The organism is Rhodobacter maris, from assembly GCF_900217815.1.
In the GTDB taxonomy this organism is placed as follows: domain Bacteria; phylum Pseudomonadota; class Alphaproteobacteria; order Rhodobacterales; family Rhodobacteraceae; genus Rhodobacter; species Rhodobacter maris.
On sequence record NZ_OBMT01000036.1, the window covers coordinates 1 to 4,493 of the forward strand.

1 protein-coding gene is annotated in these 4,493 nt (G+C 67.2%); it reads left to right on the forward strand.

The genetic code is table 11. From position 1 onward, the window contains the following. Positions 1-267: 267 nt before the first annotated feature. A partial coding sequence (locus CRO22_RS18250; protein WP_097071567.1) for a strawberry notch family protein occupies positions 268-4,493 on the forward strand: 4,226 nt, incomplete at its 3' end.

Sequence of the window (4,493 nt, forward strand, 5' to 3'; positions counted from 1 at the left end):
CATGGCAGGAGGGTGCCGTTGCGCAGGGCGAGCGAGCGCGCATAGGCGATCTGCTTGGGCGTTGCGGGCAGCGCAGGCGCGGTGCTTTCCATGGTCGATCTCCCCTGCTGAGCTGACTCTCAAGATAGAACAAAGAGGGAACAAAATCAAGCCGGGCGCCGGGAGACAGAGGCTCGAGAGGGAGAGATGGGTCGGGAAAGGTCAGGCCTGAGGGTGCCCGAGAGAGGGTGTCCGGGCTGGCCCTATCCCTCATTCCGGAGTTTCCCGATGACCTTTCTTCCTCCTGTTGCGCCTTTGCCGCCCCTGCGGCCCTTGGATCCGGCGCCGGCGATCATTGCTGTGGCCGAGGCGCTGCAGCCCGATCTGGCGCAAGGCGCGCCGATCGACGCTTCGCGCCTGCGGCCCGAGATGGAGCGCGCCTTTGGCGGCTCCGATGCGTCGGGCGCCTGGGATTGGAAGCTCGCCTATGAGGCGGGCGAGGTGGCGCTTATCCTCTTTTTGCGGAAATTCGGGCACGCGCTTCTCGCCCGGGCGGGGTCGCCTGCGGCGCTGATGCCGGTCCTCACCAAGGTCGCGGGTCTGCTGCCGACCCATACCCGCCGCTCGGAGGAGATGGAGCGGTTCCAGCAATTCTCGACGCCGCTGCCGATGGGGCTCGCGGCCCTTGCTGCGACGCAGATCACCCCCCGAGATCTGGTCCTCGAGCCTTCGGCCGGGACCGGGCTTCTGGCGATCCTGGCCGAGCTCGCGGGGGGCGGCCTCGCGTTGAACGAGCTGGCGGGCATGCGCGCCGATCTTCTGCAATTGCTCTTCCCGGGCCGCCCCGTCACCCGTTTTGATGCCGCGCAGATCGACGATCATCTCGATGCGGCGCTGCGCCCGAGCGTCATCTTGATGAACCCGCCCTTCTCGGCACTCGCCCACGTCGATGGCCGCACGACCGAGGCGACCGCCCGACATCTGCGCTCGGCGCTGGCGCGCCTTGCGCCGGGCGGGCGGCTTGTCGCCATCACTGGGGCGGGGTTCGCGCCCGACACCCCGGCTTGGGCCGAGGTTTTCGCGCGCCTGACGGAGACCGCGCATCTGGTGTTCACCGGCGCGGTGTCCGGGGCCGCCTTTGCGCGGCACGGCACCAGCTTCGAGACGCGGCTCTCGGTCTTTGACAAATGCCGGGGCGGCGAGGTGGGCGGGATCACGGCTGATCTGCGACAGCCGATCTCCCCTGACGCCGCAGATATTCTGGCCCGGATCCTGCGCGAGGTTCCGCCCCGGCTCGAACTGGAACAGGACGCCCTGGCAGGGCAGGGGCCCTCTTCCCCCTTCCCGGGGATTTCTGCCCCTGCCGCGCGCAGGCCTATCAACCCGGCACGCGCGCGTTTTGCCGCCCGACCGGCGCAGGTTCCGACGCCGATCAAGGCCGAGGAGATCGACTATGCGCTGCGGGATGCCGCCGAGGATGGAAGCACGGCGCATCTGTCGGATGCGATCTACGAGACCTTCCGTCTGCAGACGATCGACATCCCCGGCGCGGCCGCACACCCGACCAAGCTCGTGCAATCGGCGGCGATGGCCTCGGTTGCGCCCCCGAAACCCAGCTACCGTCCGAAGCTGCCCACCGCCGTCCTGCGCGATGGTCTTCTCTCCGACGCGCAGTTGGAGACCGTGATCTATGCGGGCGAGGCGCATGGCGCGCATCTCGCCGGATCGTGGATCGTCGATGAGACCGGCGACATGGTCTCGGCCGCGCCCGAGGATGCCGCTGACGCCGTTCGTTTCCGCCGCGGCTTTTTCCTCGGCGATGGCACGGGCGCTGGCAAGGGGCGCCAGTCGGCCGGGATCCTGCTCGACAACTGGGCGCAGGGCCGTCGCAAGGCGCTCTGGATCTCGAAAAGCGACAAGCTTCTCGAGGATGCGCAACGCGACTGGTCGGCCCTTGGTCAGGAGCGGCTTCTGGTGACGCCGCTTTCGCGCTTCGCGCAGGGGCGCGACATTCCGCTCTCCGAGGGCATTCTCTTCACCACCTATGCGACGCTGCGTTCTGAGGAACGCGGTGCGAAGAAATCCCGCGTCGATCAGATCGTCGATTGGCTCGGGGCGGATTTCGACGGGGTGATCCTGTTTGACGAAAGCCATGCCATGGCGAATGCCGCTGTGGCGAAGGGCGAGCGTGGCGATCAGGCGGCCTCGCGGCAGGGCAGGGCGGGTTTGCGCTTGCAGCACAGACTGCCCAATGCCCGCGTGGTCTATGTTTCGGCTACGGGCGCCACCACCGTTCACAACCTTGCCTATGCGCAGCGCCTCGGGCTCTGGGGTGGCGAGGACTTCCCCTTCGCCACCCGCGCTGAATTCGTCGAGGCGATCGAGGCCGGAGGCGTCGCGGCGATGGAGGTTCTCGCGCGTGATCTGCGCGCGCTCGGCCTCTATACCGCGCGCTCGCTTTCCTATGACGGCGTCGAATACGAGATGTTGGAGCATGCGCTCACGCCCGAACAGCGCCGCATCTACGATGCCTATGCCGGGGCTTTCGCCATCATCCACAATAACCTGGCGGCGGCGATGGAGGCAGCGAACATCACCGGCGAGAGCGGCACGCTCAACCGTCATGCCAAATCGGCCGCGCGGTCTGCCTTCGAAAGCGCCAAGCAGCGCTTCTTCGGTCATTTGCTCACTTCGATGAAAACCCCCACGCTGATCGGCGCGATCGGGGCCGATCTGGCGGCGGGCCATGCGGCGGTCATCCAGATCGTCTCGACCGGCGAGGCGCTGATGGAGCGGCGTCTGGCCGAGATCCCGACCGAGGACTGGAACGACATCCGTTGTGACATCACTCCCAGGGAGTATGTCCTGGACTACCTCGCCCATTCCTTTCCGGTGCAGCTCTACGAGCCCTTCACCGACAGCGAGGGCAATCTCTCCTCGCGGCCCGTGGTACGCGACGGTCAGCCGGTCGAATGCCGCGAGGCCACCCGCAGGCGCGACGCGCTGATCGAGAAACTGGCCGCGCTGCCGCCCGTGCCGGGGGCGCTCGACCAGATCGTGCAGCGCTTCGGCACCGACCTCGTGGCCGAGGTCACGGGCCGGTCGCGCCGCATCGTGCGCAAGGGCGAGGGTGCTGCGGCGCGGCTCGTCGTCGAGACCCGCGCCGGCTCTGCCAACCTTGCGGAAACCGCCGCCTTCATGGATGACCAAAAACGCATCCTGATCTTCTCTGATGCGGGGGGCACCGGGCGCAGCTATCACGCCGATCTCGGTGCGAAGAACCAGCGCCTGAGGGTGCATTACCTTCTCGAGCCGGGCTGGAAGGCCGATGCCGCGATCCAGGGGCTGGGGCGCACCAACCGCACCAATCAGGCGCAGCCGCCGCTCTTCCGCCCCGTCGCGACCGATGTGAAGGCGGAGAAGCGGTTCCTCTCGACCATTGCGCGGCGTCTCGACACGCTCGGCGCGATCACGCGCGGCCAGCGCCAGACCGGCGGGCAGGGGCTCTTCCGGCCCGAGGACAACCTCGAGAGCCCTTATGCCCGCGACGCCCTGCGCCAGCTCTATCGCCGCCTCTATCGCGGCGATTTCGCGGGCTGTTCGCTCGGGGCTTTCGAGGATGCGACGGGTCTCAGCCTGACCGACGACAACGGTCTGAAGGATGACCTGCCGCCAATCACCACCTTCCTCAATCGTCTGCTCGCGCTGACGATCGACATGCAGGGCGTGCTCTTTTTGGCGTTCGAGGCGCTGCTCGATCAGCGGATCGAGGGGGCAATCGCCGCCGGTGTCTATGACCTCGGGCTCGAGACGCTGCGCGCCGAGAGCTTCCGCGTCACCGATGCCCGGGTGATCTACACCCATCCCGGTTCCGGTGCCGAAACCCAGCTTCTGACCATCGCAGAAAAGCGGCGCAACACGCCGACCTCGCTCACCGATGCACTCGATTGGCTCGATGACCTCGGCGCGCGCTGCCTGATCAACAGCCGCTCTGGTCGCGCTGCGGTTCAGGTGCCCGCCACCAGCCTGATGCTCGATGACGGCACGATCGAGCCTCGTCTGCGCCTGATCCGTCCGACCGAGGCGAGCACGGTGCCTGTCAAGATCATGGAAGACACCCACTGGCTGGAGGTCGACCGCGCGGCCTTCACCACCGCCTGGAATGCTGAGCTGGCGGAGGTTCCTGAATTTTCCGAAACCACGCTCCACATCGTGGCGGGGCTGCTGCTGCCGATCTGGAAGCAGCTCCCCGAGGACGAAACCCGCGTCTATCGGCTACAGACCGACGATGGTCAACGCCTCATCGGTCGCAGGGTTTCGCCGTCTTGGGTCGCGGCCACGCTGGCAGATGCCGCGCCAAAGCTCACGGGGGCGCAAGTCCATGCGCTCGTTCTGGAGGGCAAGACCACCGTGCGTCTGTCCGAGGGGATGGAGTTGCACCGCTCCCGCGTCATGGGCGTCAACCGGATCGAGCTTTCCGGATTTTCCGAGGCGGCCAAGGACCGGCTCAAGGC